Below are 15,612 nucleotides of genomic sequence, written 5' to 3' on the forward strand. Positions count from 1 at the left end.
TAACGCCCCGACCTCCGGGAGCATTCCATGAACAAGCAACAGATCACCATCCTTGGCTCCACCGGTTCCATCGGACTCAGCACCCTGGACGTGGTGGCGCGGCAGCCGGAACGCTTCTCGGTCTACGCGCTGACCGCATATCGCAATGTCGAGCGGATGGAGGCGCAATGCCTGCAGTATCGCCCGCGGGTGGCGGTGATGGGGGAACCGGAGGCGGCGGAGAGCCTGCGCGACCGACTGGCCGCGGCCGGCTGCGAGACCGAGGTGCGGGGCGGTATGGAGGCACTGGTCGAGGTCTGTCGCGCGCCCGAGGTGGATGCGGTGATGGCGGCGATCGTCGGTGCCGCGGGCCTGCTGCCGACCCTGGCGGCGGCGGAGCACGGCAAGCGGGTGCTGCTGGCCAACAAGGAAGCGCTGGTGATGTCGGGTGCGCTGCTGATGGATGCGGTCGGGCGCTCGGGGGCGCGGCTGCTGCCGATCGATTCGGAACACAACGCGATCTTCCAGTGCCTGCCCAATGGCTACACCTGCGCCGACCCGGTAAGCCCGCACGGGGCCAGCCGGATCTGGCTGACGGCTTCCGGCGGGCCGTTTCGCGAGCGCTCGCTGGAGACCTTTGGCGAGATCACCCCGGACGAGGCCTGCGCTCACCCGAACTGGGACATGGGCCGCAAGATCTCGGTCGACTCGGCCACGATGATGAACAAGGGGCTGGAGCTGGTCGAGGCCTGCTGGCTGTTCGCGGTGCCGCCGTCGAGTATCCAGGTGGTGCTGCATCCGCAGAGTATCGTGCACTCGATGGTGGCGTATGAAGACGGTTCGGTGCTGGCGCAGATGGGCAACCCCGACATGCGCACGCCGATCGCCCATGCGCTGGCCTGGCCGGAACGCATGTCCTCCGGTGTACAGGCACTGGACCTGCTCAGCATGGGGGCGCTGGAATTCTCCGAGCCCTGCGAGACCCGTTATCCGGCCCTGCGCCTGGCGCAGCGCGCGCTGGAGAAGGGCGGCACGGCCACCGCGGTGCTGAACGCCGCCAACGAGGTCGCGGTGGAGGCCTTCCTCGCGGGCGAGCTGGCCTTTGACGCGATCCCGGCCCTGATCGAGGCGACCCTGGAGGGGGTGGAGGCGGAACCCGCGGGCACGCTGGAAGTCGTACTGGGTGCCGACGCGCGGGCGAGAGCGCACGCGCGGGACTGGCTGGACATGCGGAGGCGTGAAGCGGTGTGACGGGATTTCTGACCAGTCTGCTGGCCTTTGTCGTGGCGATCGGGGTGCTCGTCACGGTGCACGAGTACGGCCATTTTCTGGCGGCCCGCCTGATGGGGGTGAAGGTCCTGCGTTTTTCCGTGGGCTTCGGACGGCCGTTGTGGTCGCGGCGTTTCGGACGTGACCGGACCGAATTCGCGATCGCCTCCATCCCCCTGGGCGGCTATGTGAAGATGCTCGACGGTCGCGAGGGCGAGGTGCCGCCGGGCGAGGAACACCGGGCGTTCGATCGCCAGGGACTGGGGGCGAGGACCTTCGTCGTGTCCGCCGGCCCTGCGGCGAACTTCCTGCTGGCGATCGCGGTGTTCGCGGTGATGTTCATGATCGGCGTGGGTGGCGTGCGCCCGGTGGTGGGCGAGATCACCCCGGGATCGCCGGCCGCGGAAGCGGGCCTGGAGCGCGGCGAGGAGATCGTGCGCATTGCCGGGCGCGAGGTCGGGGACTGGGAACAGGCCAATCTGCGGCTGCTTGACCACGCGGTGCGTGGTGATACGGTGCCGCTGGTGGTTCGCGATGCCGACGGCCGCGAGGTCGAACGCCGTCTGGATCTGTCGGCCCGCGCGGAGCTTCTGGGCGAGGGCCAGTTCCTTGATCGCCTGGGCGTGGCGCCGTTCCGGCCGCAGCTGGAGCCCGTGATCGGCCAGGTCGAATCCGGCTCGCCGGCCGATCGCGCCGGGCTGCAGACCGGGGACCGGGTGGTCGCGATGAACGGCGACAGCGTCGCCGGCTGGAATGCCTGGGTCGAGCGGATCCGGGCCAGCGCCGGGAGCGAGCTGTCCGTCACGCTGGAACGTGACGGGACGCGGCGACAGGTGACGCTGACCCCCGAGCCGGTGGAGGCCGAAGAGGGTACCATCGGGCGGATCGGGGCCGGCGTGGATCCGGATCAGCCGGCGATGCGCGAGCTGAGCGTGATCGTGCGCCAGGGGCCGGTGGAAGCCATCGGCTCCGGTGCGGTGCGGACCTGGGAGGTCACGACCCTGACCCTCGGGATCCTCTGGCGCATGGTGACCGGCGAGGCCTCGGTCAAAAATATCAGCGGACCGGTTACCATAGCCGAGTTTGCCGGCACGTCCGCGGTCATCGGGATATCTGCCTTCCTCGGGTTTCTCGGGATCGTCAGCGTGTCGCTGGGGATTATCAATCTGCTGCCCATACCGATGCTCGACGGCGGGCACCTGCTGTACTACGCGGCGGAAGCCGTGAAGGGCAGCCCGGTGTCGGAAAAGACCCAGATCGTGGGCCAGCAGATCGGGTTGCTGATGATCGCGGCATTGATGATCCTCGCCTTCTACAACGACTTGACACGGTTGTTCGGCTGACCGGAAACGGTACCGGACGCCCTCCACTTGGCGGACAGCATGGCGCGACAAAGCTTGAAAGGATGGGCCCTGCTCGGCCTGGTGACCCTCGCGGGGCCGGCCTGGGGGCAGGCCTATCAGATCGAGGACATCGAGATCGAAGGGCTGGAACGTATTACCGCGGGGACGGCCCTGAGCTATCTTCCGGTGGAGGTGGGGGACACCTTCGACGACAGCCAGACGCCGGAAGTGATCCGCGAGCTGTTCCGCACCGGCTTCTTCGACGACGTGGAGCTCGCCCGCCGCGGCGACGTGCTGGTGGTGATCGTTTCCGAACGGCCGGCGATCAACGAGATCCGCTTCTCCGGGAACAACGACATCCCCGACGAGGCGCTGGAGGAGGCGCTGGAATCGGTGGGCCTGCGCAGCGGGCGGGTGTTCAACCGTACCCTGCTGGAGCGCATCGAGAACGAGATCCGCGAACAGTATTTCGCCCGCGGACGCTACAACGTGCGGATCGACGTCGACATCGTCGATCTTGCGCGCAACCGGGTGGATGTCGACATCGACATTACGGAAGGGCCGCAGGCGAAGATCCGTGGCGTGAACCTGGTCGGCAACCAGGCGTTCGATGACGGTGACCTCAAGGGTGATTTCGAATCGGGGGTCCCGCGCTGGTGGCAGTTCTTCTCCAGCCGCGACGACTATTCCCGGGAGAAGCTCTCCGGCGACCTCGAGACCCTGCGCTCGCACTACCTGGATTCCGGCTTTCTCGAGTTCGACGTGGATTCCACCCAGGTCACGCTGTCGCCCAATCGCGAAGACCTGTTCATTACCATCAACGTGGACGAGGGCGAGCCCTACACCCTGACGGGGACCTCGCTGGCCGGTGACTTCGTGATTCCGGAGGAGGAACTGGAGAGCCTGATCGAGGTGGATCTGGGCGCGCCGTTCTCGCGCAGCCAGGTCACCGAGTCGGCGGAGCGCATGGCGGAACGCCTGGAGCGCGAGGGTTATGCCTTTGCCAACGTCAATCCGGTGCCGGATGTCGACGAGGACAACCGCGAAGTCACGGTGACGTTCTTCGTGGACCCCGGCCCCCGGGTGTACGTACGGCGGATCAACATCTCCGGCAACGAGAACACCCAGGAGAGCGTCTACCGCCGCGAGCTGCGGCAGATGGAGTCGTCCTGGTACAACGGGGCGCTGATCGAGCGCTCGCGGATCCGCCTGCAGCGCCTGCCGTTCGTTGCCAGCGCGAACGTGGAGACGCGGCGGGTGCCGGGCTCGGACGACGAGGTCGATCTCGACATCAGCGTGACGGAACGCCAGTCCGGCGCGCTGTCGATCGGCGCCGGGTATTCGCAGAACCAGGGGCTGTTGCTGTCCGGCTCGATCTCGCAGGACAACTTCCTCGGCACCGGCAACCGGTTTTCCACGGAGATCAGTACCTCCGACGTGAACCGGGTGTTCCGCATGGACCTGACCAATCCGCATTACACGCCGGCCGGGGCCAGCCGCGGGTTCTCGGTGTTCTACCGCGAGGTGGACGCCGAAGCGGCGAACATCTCGCGCTATTCCACCGACCGCTACGGGTTCAACGTGAGCTACGGGATCCCGCTGTCGGAGGTGGATCGGGTGCGCATCCGGCCGGGCTTCGAGCACATCGAGGTCAATACCGTGGACCACACCGGCGGGCGTACGGGCACGCCGGTGGAGATCCGCGACGAACTGGACGAGTTCGGTGACACGGCCAACCTGGTCAAGCTGGAGACCAGCTACATCCACGATACGCGGGATTCGACGACCTTTGCCTCCGAGGGTCGGCGGCACCGGATCGGGGCGGAGCTGGCCATTCCCGGCAGCGACCGCGAGTTTTACAAGCTCACGTATTCGGGCGAGGAGCTGTTCCGCCTGAGCGAAAACTTCAGCTTCTCCGTTTCCGGCGGCATCGGTTACGGCGACGGGTTCGGCAGCGACGAACTGCCGTTCTTCGAACGGTTCTTTGCCGGCGGGATCCAGTCGGTGCGCGGCTACGAGGACAACCGTCTGGGTGACCTGCGGCCGCTGCGCAACGGGCAGCCGGCCACGCGCGACAGCAACGATGATCCCTATGGCGGGCGCCTGCGGACCACGGTGTCCGGCGAGCTGTTCTTCCCGGCCCCGTTCGCCGCGGATAACGATGCGATCCGCATGAGTACCTTCGTGGACGCCGGCAACGTGTTCAACGAGCCGGGCGATTTCGACGTGGGCGAGCTGCGCGCGGCGGCGGGACTGGCGCTGACCTGGTTCTCGCCGGTGGGGCCGCTGAGCTTCAGTGTGGCCGAGCCGCTGAACGACGAGCCCGGTGACGATACTCAGAGTTTCCAGTTCCAGCTGGGAGCGGGTTTCTGAGAGCGGCGGACACGGCAGCAACAATCACGGGGGCGGCAATGCCCCGGGAGGCGGCATGAAGGCCTGGATAACGGCCGGTATCGGGGTCGCGCTGGTGGTGGCGGGCTGGACGGCAGTGCCCGCGATTGCCGGGGCGCAGACCGTGGGGTATGTGACCATGAACCGGATCCTCGAGGATTCGCCGCAAGCGGAACAGGCGATGCGCGAGCTGGAGGAGGAATTCTCCCCGCGCGATTCCGAGCTGGTGGCAGAACGCGAGGAACTGCAGCGGCTGCGTGATCGCCTGGAGCGCGAGGGCGACATGATGGACCCGTCCGAACGGGCCGCGCTGGAACGCGAGTTCTCGGCCCGCTCGCGCGAGTTCCGGCGCGCCCAGGAGAGCTTTTCCGAGGACCTCAACGTGCGCCGCAACGAGGAACTGTCGCGCCTGCAGCGGCGCATCAACGACGCGATCGCCGAGCTGGCGCGCGAGCGCGACATCGACGTGATCCTGACCGAGCGCAACGTGCTCTACGCCTCGGATCGCGTGGACATCACCGACGACGTGCTGGCCGCGATGCAGCGTGAGTGATCCGGACGGCATCGAGACCGCGGCCCTGGCGCGTCGGGTCGGGGGCGAGCTGGAGGGCGACGGTGCGCGGCGTATCCGCGGACTGGCCTCCCCGGCGCGTGCGGCACCGGATCAGCTGGCGTTCGTGGTGCGCGCCGATGCATTGCCGGACGGGCTGGCGGATTCGCGCGCCGGGGCCCTGCTGATTCCCGCCGATCTGCCTGCCGCGGTCCTGCCGGCGGGGGCGGTGCGCATCCGCGTGGCGGCGGTTTATCCGGCCTATGCGCGCGTGAGCCAGATGCTGGCCGAAACGCGCCGCGCGCGTGAGCCGGGCATTGCGCCTTCGGCGGTTGTCGATCCGTCGGCACGGGTCGATCCCGCCGCGACGGTCGCTGCCGGAGCGGTCATTGGCGCGGGTGCCCGCCTGGAATCCGGCGCCGTGGTCGAGGCGCAGGCGCATGTCGGCCGCGACGCGGTGATCGGCGCGGGCAGCTTCCTGCATCCCGGCGTGCGCGTACTCGACGGCGTGGTGCTGGGCGAGCGCTGCATCGTCCATGCCGGCACGGTTATCGGGGCCGACGGTTTCGGCTTCGCCCCGGAAGACGGGACGTGGCTCAAGATCGAGCAGCTTGGCGGGGTCCGCGTGGGTGATGATGTGGAGATCGGGGCCAACTGCACCATCGACCGCGGGGCCGTGGAAGACACCCGGATTGGCGAAGGCGTGAAGATCGACAACCTTGTTCATGTTGCCCATAACGTCGAGATTGGAGACCATACGGCCATCGCCGGCTGTGTCGGAATCGCCGGCAGCGCCCGTATCGGTCGTCACTGCGCCATTGGTGGAGGGGCGGGGATCCTCGGCCATCTGAGCATTGCCGATCACGTGACGATCCACGCGATGACACTGGTTACGCGCAGCATCGATCATGCCGGGCACTACGCCTCGGGTGTTCCGCACCAGGAGGCCCGCCTGTGGAACCGGACCCTGGCCCGTCTGCGGCGCATGGGTCGGCGCGCGCGCGACACATAAAAAGCAGGGCATCCGGCGGCCCGGCACGACAATACCCTAACAAGAACACAGGATACGCCCCGTGGATGCCCTCGACGTTCAGCAGATCATGCAGTACCTCCCCCATCGATACCCGTTCCTCATGGTGGATCGGGTGGTGGAGTGCGAACCCGGCGAGCATCTGGTAGGGCTGAAGAACGTCAGCATCAACGAGCCGTTCTTTCAGGGGCATTTCCCGGTCAAGCCGGTGATGCCGGGGGTGCTGATCCTCGAGGCCCTGGCCCAGGCGACCGGGCTGCTGGCCTTCAAGACCGAGGAGGCGCGCGGCGTCAATCAGGACAAGCAGCAGCTCTACCTGTTCGTGGGCATCGACCAGGCGCGTTTCCGCCGCCAGGTGGTGCCCGGCGATCAGCTGGATCTGCGGGTGGAGCTGACGCGCACGGTGCGCGGGATCTGGCGCTTCGATGCCGAGGCGAAGGTAGGCGACGAGATCTGCGCCACCGCTGAACTGATGTGTGCGGGCAAGGAAATCGACGCGTGATCGATTCGCGGGCGGACATCCATCCGAGCGCCGAGCTCGACAGCTCGGTGGAAGTCGGACCGTTCTCGGTGATCGGCCCGAACGTGCGCATCGGCGCGGGGACCCGAGTCGGGCCGCACGTGGTGATCAACGGTCCGACCGAAATCGGCCGCGACAACCGTATCTTCCAGTTCTCCTCGATCGGCGAGGAGCCCCAGGATACCAGCTATCGCGGTGAGCCGACCCGGCTGGTGATCGGCGACCGCAACGTGATCCGCGAGTCGGTGACCCTCAGCCGCGGCACCGCCAAGGGGCTGGGCGAGACGGTGATCGGCCATGACAACCTGATCATGGCCTATGTGCACATCGCCCACGACTGCACCATCGGCAACGAGATCATCTTCTCCAATGCCACCTCGCTGGCCGGCCACGTGGAGATCCACGACAAGGCCACCCTGGGCGGCTTTACCCTGGTGCACCAGTTCTGCCGCGTCGGGACCTTCGCGTTCACCAGCATGGGCTCGGCGCTCAACCGCGACCTGCCGCCGTACTGCCTGGCCAGCGGCAACTACGCGCGGCTGATCGGCATCAACAAGGTGGGGCTGCGCCGCAACGGTTTCAGCGACGTGGCGATCCAGGGGCTGCACCGGGTGTTCATCCGCGGCATGCGCGGACGGGCCGGGCGCGAATCCCATCTCGACGCGATGCTGGCGGAGACCGATATCCCCGAGGTGCGCGACCTGATCCACTTCGTCCAGGGATCGCGGCGCGGCATCCTGCGGGGTGGTCGCCAGCACTGATCGCGGTTTTCGCGCGTAAGCGCGCTCCTGCAGGGGTACCGCATGGGGCGCACGGGGCATTTGTCGGGTTCCGGCATGCAGGGGCGGCCCTGGTCGCGAACCAGGGGCAAACGCGCCGAGCCCGCACGGGGCGTCAGTCGGCGGGCAGCAGGTGTCCGTGCTCCAGCATCTCGGCGGCCGCTGCGGCCACGCGGCGATCCGCGCCGCCGTCGCCCAGTCTTTCCCGTACCCGTGACAGGCGCTCGCGCATCGCTTCCAGGCGTTCCGGTTCCCGCAGCAGGGCGTCCGCATCCTCGGCGAGGCGTTGCGGCGTCGCGTCGTGCTGCAGGTATTCGGGGACGACCCCTTCCTCGGCGACGATGTTGACCAGAGCGATGTGCTCCAGGTGCACCAGCCGGCGGAACACCAGATGCGACACGGCCCCCATGCGGTAGAACACCAGCATCGGGGCGCGCAGCAGGCCGGCTTCCAGGGTCGCGGTGCCTGACGCGGTGAGCAGGAGGTCGGCATCCGCCATGATCGCGTGGGTCCCGTCCTCTTCACCGACATAGTCCAGTGGCGGCTTGCTGCCGGGCTCCCCGCCCGCGGCGGGTGAGGCGGCCAGCCCGGCGAGGCGCTCCGCGGTGACACCGGGGGCGAGGCCCACCGCGAAGCGCAGATCCGGATGTCGATGGTGCAGGCGGCGGGCGGTTTCCAGCAGCAGGGGCCAGTGGCGCTTGAGCTCGCCGCCGCGACTGCCCGGCAGCAGGCCGATGATTCGGGTATCCGGCGCGACGCCCAGGCGTTCGCGCAGGGGTGGTTCCGGCGCCTGCACGTGGTCAACGAGCGGGTTGCCGACGTAGCGTACCGGCACGCCGGCGCGTTCGTAGATGGCGGTCTCGAACGGGAACAGCACGGCCATGGCATCCACGTAGCGGCGGATGCGCCGGATACGGCCACTGCGCCATGCCCACAGCTGCGGACTCACGTAGAACAGTACCGGGATGCCCAGGCGTTTGGCGTGCGCGGCCAGGCGCAGGTTGAATTCGACGTAGTCGACCAGCACCAGCAGCGCGGGGCGGGTGGTCTCGAGATGGTCGCACATGCGGCGGAACAGCCGCCGCAGGCGGGGGTAGTTGACCAGTACGTCGACCAGCCCGACCACCGCCAGTTCTTCCACGTCGATGCGGGTGTCCACGCCGGCGGCGCGCATGCGTTCGCCACCCATCCCGGAGAAATGCAGGTCGTCCGCGTGGCCGGCGAGTTCCCGCACCAGCCCCGCCCCCAGGGCATCGCCGGAGCTCTCGCCGGCGCAGACGACCACCTCGCGGGTCATGTCAGGGAAACACGGATCCGTTCGACGATGCGGTCGACCTGCGCGTCTTCCAGTTCGGGGAAGATCGGCAGGGACAGGCAGCGCGCGGCCACCGATTCGGTCACCGGCAGGGATTCGGGCTCGCCGTCGGGCTCTGCGAACGCCTTCTGCTGGTGCAGCGGCACCGGGTAGTAGATCGCGTTGGCGATGCCGTCCTCGGTCAGGGCAGGCATCAGCGCGTCGCGGTGATCGGTCAGCAGGGTGTACTGGTGGTAGACGTGCAGGCCGATGCCGTCCTCGTGCGGGGTCTCCAGCGGCAAGCCTTTGAGGCCCTCGCTGTAGCGTGCGGCCACGCGCCGGCGCTCGGCGTTGTAGTGGTCGATGTGCGGCAGTTTGCAGCGCAGGATGGCGGCCTGCATCTCGTCCAGGCGCGAGTTGTAGCCGATCTCGTCGTGGTAGTAGCGCTGGCTGGAGCCATGGTTGCGCAGGCGACGCAGGGCCTCGGCCGAGGACGGGCAGGAGGTGGTGACCAGTCCGCCGTCGCCGAACGCGCCGAGGTTCTTGCTGGGGAAGAAGCTGAATGCCCCGAACGCGGTGGTGGAGCCGGTCTGCGCGCCGTCGATGCTGGCGCCGAAGGACTGCGCGCAGTCCTCGATCACCATCAGCTTGTGGCGCTCGGCGATCTCGCGGATGCGCGGCAGGTCGGCCGGCTGGCCGAACAGATGCACCGGGAGGATGGCGCGGGTACGCGGGCTGATGGCCGGCTCGATCTGCTCCGGATCCAGATTGAAGGTCCGCGGGTCGATGTCCACGAATACCGGCTCGGCGCCCAGGTAACGGATCGCCTCGGCGGTGGCGATGAAGGTGAAGGGCGTGGTGATAACCTCGTCGCCCGGACCGATGCCCGCGGCATGCAGGGCCAGCTGCAGGGCGTCGGTGCCGGATGCGCAGGTGATGGCGTGTTCCACGCCGAGGTAGTCGGCCAGCTCCTCTTCCAGGGCCTGGACGTTGGGTCCGAGGATGAAACGGGCGCCGGTGAGGACTTCCTGCAGGGCGGCATCGATCTCGGTGCGCAGCGTCTGGTACTGACGCTGCAGGTCGACCATGGGGATCACGGGCGGGCTCCTGTTGCCGTTTTCGGGAATGGAGAAATCAAAGGGACGAGTGGGGGCCGTCGGCGCGGCCCATCACGTTGAGATTGGCCTGCACCAGTTCGGTGATGCGGCTGGCGGTCTCCAGCGCGCGCTGGCCGTCGCGGCCGCTGACCAGCACCGGGGCCTGACCGCGCGCGGCGGCGACGAAGGCGCGGATCTCGGCCAGCAGCGCATCGGCTTCGTCGAATACGCGCTCGTCGCGGTGGATCTCGGGCGCTCCGGTCTCGGGATCGACGTCGCCCAGGTGGTTGAACGACAGGATGCGGTTCTGGAAGTCCACCGAGGCATAGGCATGCGACTGGAAGATGCGCATGCGCCGCTCGGATTTGGTGCTGATGCGGCTGGAGGTGACGTTGGCCACGCAGCCGTTCTCGAACTCCAGGCGCGCATTGGCGATGTCGATGTCGCCGGTCAGGACCCGGGCGCCGGAAGCACGGATCTCGGCCAGTGGCGAGTCGACCAGCGCCAGGATGATGTCGATGTCGTGGATCATCAGGTCCAGCACCACCGAGACGTCGGTGGCGCGCGGCTTGTACGGCGCCAGTCGGTGCGACTCGATGAAACGCGGGTGCAGCGGATTCTCGGCCAGCTGGCGCAGGGCGGCGTTGAAACGCTCCAGATGCCCGACCTGCAGTACCACGCCGCGCTCCTCGGCGAGGCGGTTGAGTGCCTCGGCTTCGTCCAGGGTGGCGGTGATGGGCTTTTCCACCAATACGTGGCAGCCGGCGTCGAGGAAGTCGCGGGCGATCGCGTAGTGCAGGGTGGTGGGCGCGGCGATGGAGACCGCGTCCACCCGGCCGATCAGCGCGCGGTGGTCGGTTTCGGCGGCGCAGCCGTGTTCTTCGGCGACGCGCCGGGCGGTTTCGGGGTCGGCATCGGCCACCGCCACCAGTTCGGTATCGGGGAGGGCCGCGTATTTCGCCGCATGCCAGCGGCCGAGGTGGCCAACACCAATGGCGGCGCAGCGCAGGGGATTCTGAGACATGGTCGGGATGCTCGGTCCGGAGGGGGCTGTGCTAGGATTTCGGCGCTATTGTAACGGATCCCCCGGGTGGCGTGCGGGCCATGGGCCGGGGGATTGCGCGCGAACGGCGGGAGCGGCTTCATGAGCGGGATTGCAGGCGGTACAGGGCGGGTCGCGGGCGTCGACGAGGTGGGCCGCGGACCGCTGGCCGGGCCGGTGGTGGCTGCGGCCGTGATCCTGCCGGAGGGCTTCCATGCCCCCGGTCTGACCGATTCCAAGAAACTGACGGCGCGCCGGCGCGAAGCCCTGGACGAGCAGATCCGCGATGGCGCCCTGGCCTGGGCCCTGGGGCGCGCCGAGGCGGGCGAGATCGATCGCCTGAACATCCATCGCGCGACCCTGTTGGCCATGCAGCGGGCGGTGCAGGCCCTGGATCCGGCCCCGGCACATCTGCTGGTGGACGGGCGCTTCACCCCCGAGGGTCCCTGGACCGCCGAGGCCCGGGTCGGCGGTGATGGCAGCGTCGCGGCCATCAGTGCCGCCTCGGTGATCGCCAAGGTGGCACGCGACGGTGAACTGCGCGCGCTGCACGAGCAGTGGCCGGAATACGGCTTCGACCGGCATGCGGGTTATCCCACCGCCGCGCACCGGGCGGCGCTGGAACAGCACGGGCCGTGCCCCGAGCATCGGCGCAGCTATGGTCCGGTGGCGCGGGCGCTGGCGGCCGCCAGCGAGGCATGATGATGAATACCCAAACCACTGACGATCTCAACCTGCAGGACCCGGGGTTCGTGCACCTGCGGCTGCACTCGGAGTATTCCCTGATTGACGGCCTGGTGCGTCTGAAGCCGCTGGTGCAGAGCGTGGCCGCGGCCGGCATGCCGGCGGTGGCGGTCACCGACCACTGCAACCTGTTCGGGCTGGTGAAGTTCTACAAGGCGGCGATCGGCGCCGGCGTGCAGCCGATCGTGGGGGCCGACGTGCTGGTGCGCGACGCGCGCGCCGATGCCACCCCGGCGCGCATGACCCTGCTGGCGCAGAACGATGCCGGCTATCGCAACCTGACCCGGCTGATCTCGCGCGCCTGGCAGGAAGGCCAGGAGAAAGGCGTGCCGCGGATCGACTGCGCGTGGCTGGATGGCGGTGCGGCGGAGGGGCTGATCGCCCTGTCCGGGACCATCGACGGGCTGTTCGTCAGTGGCAGCGGGGTCGCGCAGGCCCTCGCCGAACCCGTACTGCGCCCGTGGCTGGAGCGTTTCCCCGGGCGCTTCTACCTGGAGCTCACGCGCACCGGGCGGCCGGGCGAGGAGGCCTGGATCGAGGCCGCGATCGGCGCGGCCGAGAGCCACGGGCTTCCGGTGGTCGCGACCAACGACGTGCGTTTTCTCGGCAGCGAGGATTTCGAGGCCCACGAGGCGCGGGTGTGCATCCACGACGGCCACACCCTGGACGACGCGCGCCGGCCGCGGCGCTACTCCGAGCAACAGTACCTGCGCACGCCACAGGAGATGGCCGCGCTGTTCGACGATATCCCCGAGGCCCTGGCCAACAGCGTGGCCATCGCCCGGCGCTGCAGCGTGCGCCTGACCCTCGGGGAGTCGGTGCTGCCGGATTTTCCGGTGCCCGAGGGGCGCACGGTGGAGCAGCATCTGCGCGAGATCTCCGATCAGGGGCTGCGTGCACGCCTGGAGCGCTTCCAGTTCGCCGACACCGCGGACTACGAGGCGCGGCTGACGCGCGAGCTGGACGTGATCTGCCAGATGGGCTTCCCCGGCTACTTCCTGATCGTGGCCGACTTCATCCAGTGGGCCAAGGACAACGGGATTCCCGTGGGGCCCGGGCGCGGTTCCGGTGCCGGCTCGCTGGTGGCCTACGTGCTGGGCATTACCGACCTGGATCCATTGCGTTACGAGCTTCTGTTCGAGCGCTTTCTCAATCCCGAACGCGTCTCCATGCCCGACTTCGACGTCGACTTCTGCATGGAGAAGCGCGACGACGTGATCGAATACGTCGCCGAGCGCTACGGCCGTGACAAGGTCTCGCAGATCATCACCCACGGCACCATGGCGGCCAAGGCGGTGGTGCGCGACGTCGGGCGCGTGCTGGGGCACGGCTACGGGTTCGTCGATCGCATCGCCAAGCTGATCCCGTTCGAGCTGGGCATGACCCTGGAGAAGGCCCTGGCCGAGAGCGAGGACCTCAAGGCGCAGTACGACGAGGACGAGGAAGTCCGCGCGATCATCGATCTGGCGATGAAACTGGAAGGCCTGACCCGCAACGCCGGCAAGCATGCCGGCGGGGTGGTGATTGCGCCGTCGGCCCTGACCGACTTCTCCCCGCTGTACTGTGAAGACGACGGCGGCTCGCTGGTCACCCACTTCGACAAGGACGACGTCGAGGCGGTGGGCCTGGTCAAGTTCGACTTCCTCGGGCTGCGCACGCTGACCATCATCGACTGGGCGGTGCAGAACCTGCGGCGCATGGATCCGGAGATCGAGATCGACCTGGAGGGTGTCCCGCTGGATGATCCGGAGTCGTTCCGCCTGTTGAAGAACTACCAGACCACGGCAGTGTTCCAGCTGGAATCCGGCGGCATGAAGGATCTCATCCGGCGCCTGCAGCCGGATTCCTTCGAGGACATCATCGCGCTGGTGGCATTGTACCGGCCGGGTCCGTTGCAGTCGGGCATGGTGGACGACTTCATCGACCGCAAGCACGGGCGCTCCGAGGTGGAATACCCGCACCCGGATCTGGAGCCGGTGCTCAAGCCGACCTACGGCGTGATCCTGTATCAGGAGCAGGTGATGCAGATCGCCCAGGTCCTGGCCGGCTACACCCTGGGCGGTGCGGACCTGTTGCGCCGCGCGATGGGCAAGAAGAAGCCCGAGGAGATGGCCAAGCAGCGCGAGATCTTCGTCAATGGCGCGGTCGAGCGCGGGGTGGAGGAAAACACCGCGACCTACATCTTCGACCTGGTGGAGAAGTTCGCCGGCTACGGCTTCAACAAGTCGCACTCCGCGGCCTATGCCCTGGTGGCCTACCAGACCGCCTGGCTCAAGGCCCATTACCCGGCGCCGTTCATGGCGGCGGTGCTGTCGGCGGACATGGACAACACCGACAAGGTGGTCGGTCTGATCGAGGAATGCCGCAGCATGGAGCTGGCGGTGCTCCCGCCGGACGTGAACCAGTCCGACTACCGCTTTACCGTGCAGGACGCGCGCACGGTGGTGTACGGGCTGGGGGCGATCAAGGGCGTCGGCGAGTCCGCGATCGAGACCCTGCTGAAGGCACGCAACGAGGGCGGGCCGTTCCACGGGCTGGTGGATCTGTGCCAGCGGGTGGATCTGGGCAAGCTCAACAAGCGTGTGCTGGAGACCCTGGTGCGGGCCGGTGCGCTGGATTCCCTCGGTGCCAACCGTGCGACCCTGCTGGCCGACATCCCCACCGCGGTAGCCGCGGCGGAACAGACCGAACGCAATGCCAGCCTCGGCGTGGTGGATCTGTTCGGCGACCCGGCGGCCGCGGTGGTGCCGGAGAGCGAGACGCAGCCGGAGATGGAGGACGATGACCGGCTGCGCGGGGAGAAAGAGACCCTCGGGCTGTATCTGACCGGGCATCCGGTGGAGCGCTATCGCGAGGAGCTGCGCAGCCTGACCGGCACCAGCCTGGCCGAGCTGGAGGCGAAACTGGAACAGCGCCCCGACGAGGGCGAGAACCGCGGGCGCGGACGCCAGGAGACCGTGCGCATCGCCGGGCTGGTGGTGGGCGTGCGGGTGCGCAACACCAACAGCGGGCGTATGGGCGTGGCAACCCTGGACGACCGCAGCGGGCGCGCCGAGCTGGTGCTCTTCAACGACGATTTCAACCAGTATCGTGAGCGCCTGGAGCCGGACACCCTGCTGGTGGCCGAGGGTACGGTGACCCTGGACGACTACGCCGGCGGGGTGCGCATGCGCGCGCGCCGGGTCCTGACCCTGGACGAGGCGCGCGCGCAGTGGGCACGCGCGCTGTGTCTGGACCTGCGCGAGGTCCGGCCGGAGCAGATCGCCGGGCTGCACGGCCTGCTGCAGGAGCACCGACCGGCCGGGCGCGGCAACGGCAATGGCAGTGGCGGGACGCCGGAGGCGGACGAAGAGGGTGCCCCGCCCGGCTGCCCGCTGCGCCTGCGCTATCGCCGCGACGGCATGGAGGCGGAACTGAAGGTGCCGCAGGACTGGCGCATCCTGCCGAACGAGGCCTTGCTGCGCGGCATCCAGCAGACCCTGGGTCCGTCCTGCGAGGCGCGGCTGCTCTACCAGCGGGGCTAGGCCCGGCCGGCGGGGCCCGCTGTCGGCCAGCGTAGATCGCGCCGATTCGT

12 protein-coding genes are annotated in these 15,612 nt (G+C 68.4%); 9 read left to right on the forward strand and 3 right to left on the reverse strand.

Translation table 11 applies throughout. The features are described from left to right. Nucleotides 1-27: 27 nt before the first annotated feature. The 7 genes from ispC to lpxA all read left to right on the forward strand — a co-directional run bounded on the left by ispC (nucleotide 28) and on the right by lpxA (nucleotide 7,843). Nucleotides 28-1,230, forward strand: a complete 1,203-nt coding sequence (ispC, locus tag D577_RS0112460) for a 1-deoxy-D-xylulose-5-phosphate reductoisomerase (protein WP_018947801.1) — start codon at nucleotides 28-30, stop codon at nucleotides 1,228-1,230. Beyond that, a complete protein-coding gene (gene rseP / locus D577_RS0112465; protein WP_018947802.1) occupies nucleotides 1,227-2,591 on the forward strand; it encodes an RIP metalloprotease RseP in 1,365 nt (454 codons plus the stop codon). Before ispC ends, rseP begins: the two co-directional genes overlap by 4 nt. Nucleotides 2,592-2,630: 39 nt before the next feature. Further along, on the forward strand, nucleotides 2,631-4,964 hold the full coding sequence (bamA, locus tag D577_RS0112470) for an outer membrane protein assembly factor BamA (RefSeq protein ID WP_018947803.1): 2,334 nt from the start codon (nucleotides 2,631-2,633) through the stop codon (nucleotides 4,962-4,964). A 55-nt stretch (nucleotides 4,965-5,019) separates the two neighbouring features. Continuing rightward, nucleotides 5,020-5,535: an OmpH family outer membrane protein gene (locus D577_RS0112475; RefSeq protein WP_018947804.1), complete on the forward strand. Its 516-nt coding sequence runs from the start codon at nucleotides 5,020-5,022 to the stop codon at nucleotides 5,533-5,535. After that, the gene (lpxD, locus tag D577_RS0112480; protein WP_018947805.1) at nucleotides 5,528-6,544 is read left to right on the forward strand and encodes a UDP-3-O-(3-hydroxymyristoyl)glucosamine N-acyltransferase; all 1,017 of its coding nucleotides are present in this window, start codon (nucleotides 5,528-5,530) and stop codon (nucleotides 6,542-6,544) included. The genes D577_RS0112475 and lpxD overlap by 8 nt, the downstream gene beginning before the upstream one ends. Before the next feature lie 61 nt (nucleotides 6,545-6,605). Continuing rightward, nucleotides 6,606-7,064, forward strand: coding sequence for a 3-hydroxyacyl-ACP dehydratase FabZ (gene fabZ, locus D577_RS0112485; RefSeq protein ID WP_018947806.1), 459 nt, complete (start codon nucleotides 6,606-6,608; stop codon nucleotides 7,062-7,064). Further along, nucleotides 7,061-7,843 carry an acyl-ACP--UDP-N-acetylglucosamine O-acyltransferase gene (gene lpxA / locus D577_RS0112490; protein WP_018947807.1) on the forward strand — a complete coding sequence of 261 codons (783 nt, stop codon included), beginning with the start codon at nucleotides 7,061-7,063 and terminating at the stop codon, nucleotides 7,841-7,843. The genes fabZ and lpxA overlap by 4 nt, the downstream gene beginning before the upstream one ends. 133 nt (nucleotides 7,844-7,976) lie before the next feature. Here the strand turns inward: lpxA and lpxB are convergent, their stop codons facing one another. The 3 genes from lpxB to D577_RS0112505 are packed head-to-tail and all read right to left on the reverse strand — an operon-like array spanning nucleotide 7,977 to nucleotide 11,276. Further along, nucleotides 7,977-9,158, reverse strand: coding sequence for a lipid-A-disaccharide synthase (lpxB, locus tag D577_RS0112495; protein WP_018947808.1), 1,182 nt, complete (start codon nucleotides 9,156-9,158; stop codon nucleotides 7,977-7,979). Then, the gene (locus D577_RS0112500; protein ID WP_018947809.1) at nucleotides 9,155-10,252 is read right to left on the reverse strand and encodes a DegT/DnrJ/EryC1/StrS aminotransferase family protein; all 1,098 of its coding nucleotides are present in this window, start codon (nucleotides 10,250-10,252) and stop codon (nucleotides 9,155-9,157) included. The genes lpxB and D577_RS0112500 overlap by 4 nt, the downstream gene beginning before the upstream one ends. Nucleotides 10,253-10,289: 37 nt before the next feature. Next, nucleotides 10,290-11,276 (reverse strand): Gfo/Idh/MocA family protein, encoded by a 987-nt coding sequence (locus D577_RS0112505; protein WP_018947810.1) that lies wholly within the window; start codon nucleotides 11,274-11,276, stop codon nucleotides 10,290-10,292. A gap of 120 nt (nucleotides 11,277-11,396) precedes the next feature. Between D577_RS0112505 and rnhB the strand changes: the two genes are divergently transcribed. Then, on the forward strand, nucleotides 11,397-11,996 hold the full coding sequence (gene rnhB, locus D577_RS0112510; protein WP_018947811.1) for a ribonuclease HII: 600 nt from the start codon (nucleotides 11,397-11,399) through the stop codon (nucleotides 11,994-11,996). After that, nucleotides 11,996-15,562: a DNA polymerase III subunit alpha gene (dnaE, locus tag D577_RS0112515; protein WP_018947812.1), complete on the forward strand. Its 3,567-nt coding sequence runs from the start codon at nucleotides 11,996-11,998 to the stop codon at nucleotides 15,560-15,562. The genes rnhB and dnaE overlap by 1 nt, the downstream gene beginning before the upstream one ends. Nucleotides 15,563-15,612: the final 50 nt, after the last annotated feature.

This window comes from Thioalkalivibrio sp. AKL17, assembly GCF_000377885.1.
Taxonomy (GTDB): Bacteria; Pseudomonadota; Gammaproteobacteria; order Ectothiorhodospirales; family Ectothiorhodospiraceae; genus Thioalkalivibrio; species Thioalkalivibrio halophilus.

Coding starts and splice junctions, on each gene's coding strand:
- rnhB (WP_018947811.1), top strand. CDS start 11,397: ATGAGCGGGATTGCAGGCGGTACAGGGCGGGTCGCGGGCGTCGACGAG.
- dnaE (WP_018947812.1), top strand. CDS start 11,996: ATGATGAATACCCAAACCACTGACGATCTCAACCTGCAGGACCCGGGG.
- bamA (WP_018947803.1), top strand. CDS start 2,631: ATGGCGCGACAAAGCTTGAAAGGATGGGCCCTGCTCGGCCTGGTGACC.
- D577_RS0112475 (WP_018947804.1), top strand. CDS start 5,020: ATGAAGGCCTGGATAACGGCCGGTATCGGGGTCGCGCTGGTGGTGGCG.
- lpxB (WP_018947808.1), bottom strand. CDS start 9,158: ATGACCCGCGAGGTGGTCGTCTGCGCCGGCGAGAGCTCCGGCGATGCC.
- D577_RS0112505 (WP_018947810.1), bottom strand. CDS start 11,276: ATGTCTCAGAATCCCCTGCGCTGCGCCGCCATTGGTGTTGGCCACCTC.
- ispC (WP_018947801.1), top strand. CDS start 28: ATGAACAAGCAACAGATCACCATCCTTGGCTCCACCGGTTCCATCGGA.